The sequence below is a fragment of the Cytobacillus firmus genome, assembly GCF_023715565.1.
Classification (GTDB): Bacteria; Bacillota; Bacilli; order Bacillales; family Cytobacillaceae; genus Cytobacillus; species Cytobacillus firmus_C.
Genome location: NZ_JAMBOJ010000138.1, coordinates 1 through 1,097, shown reverse-complemented (window position 1 = coordinate 1,097; position 1,097 = coordinate 1). Strand labels below are relative to the sequence as shown.

The 1,097-nt window shown below is 40.7% G+C and carries 1 protein-coding gene; it reads left to right on the top strand.

Annotated features, from left to right (window positions below):
• Positions 1–1,097: IS256 family transposase (locus M3205_RS25115; RefSeq protein WP_251172358.1), on the top strand; the 1,097-nt coding region annotated here is incomplete at both ends.

Sequence of the window (1,097 nt, the reverse complement as noted above, 5' to 3'; positions counted from 1 at the left end):
ATTCAAACATCGACTCAGTGATAAAGGCTTCTATTGTCCTGGTATTAAATGAGTTCATGGAAAAAGAACGTGATCATCATCTGAATACATATCCTTATGAGCGAACAGCTAGCCGTCATGATTACCGCAACGGATACTATGACCGCGAACTTCTCTTAAGCATCGGCAAAATTGTACTGAGAGTACCCCGGACCAGAAGTGGTGATTTTTCTACCACTGTGTTTGAACAATATGCTCGATGTGACCAGACTTTTGTCCTCTCTATGCTTGAAATGGTTGTGAACGGGGTTTCCACTAGAAAAGTGTCTAACATCGTGGAACAGCTCTGTGGTCAAAAGGTGTCCAAATCCTTCGTATCCACTCTGACAGAGAAGCTGGATCCAATAGTAAACCAATGGGCAAACCGGCCACTAAATACGATGTATTACCCTTATATTTTTACAGACGCCATGTATATTAAAGTAAGGGAGCACAATCGGGTGGTTTCCAAAGCTGTCTACATTGCCACTGCGGTTGATATGAATGATAGACGGGAAATTCTTGGCTTAAGAATAGATCATGTGGAGAGCTGTGAAGCGTGGCAAAGATTTTTCCAGCACTTACAGTCACGAGGATTACAAGCACCAAAACTAATCATATCAGATGCCCATAAGGGCTTAAAAGCTGCCATTGGAAAAGAGTTTGTCGGCTCTGCCTGGCAGAGATGCACCGTCCATTTTAAAAAGAACATCATCACTCATATGCCGAAAAAAGATATGGATGAAGTGAAAATCGCGCTAAAAAGAATATTTGAAGTTGCGAAAGTGGAAGATGCCAGAAGATACAAAAATGAGTTCATTGAGAAGTATAAAGATCATCCAAAGCTCGATAGAGCGATTGAAATATTAGAAGATGGTTTTGAAGACGGAATCCAGTACTTAAACGAAGATACCAAGTACCATAAGCATATTCGGAGCACAAATTCACTTGAAAGAATAAATGGAGAGGTTCGCAGAAGAGAAAGAGTCATTAGAATCTTTCCTAACACACAATCCGCTTACAGGCTCATCGGAGCTGTCTTGATGGATTATGCAGAGGAAGTTAGAAAAAGAATCATT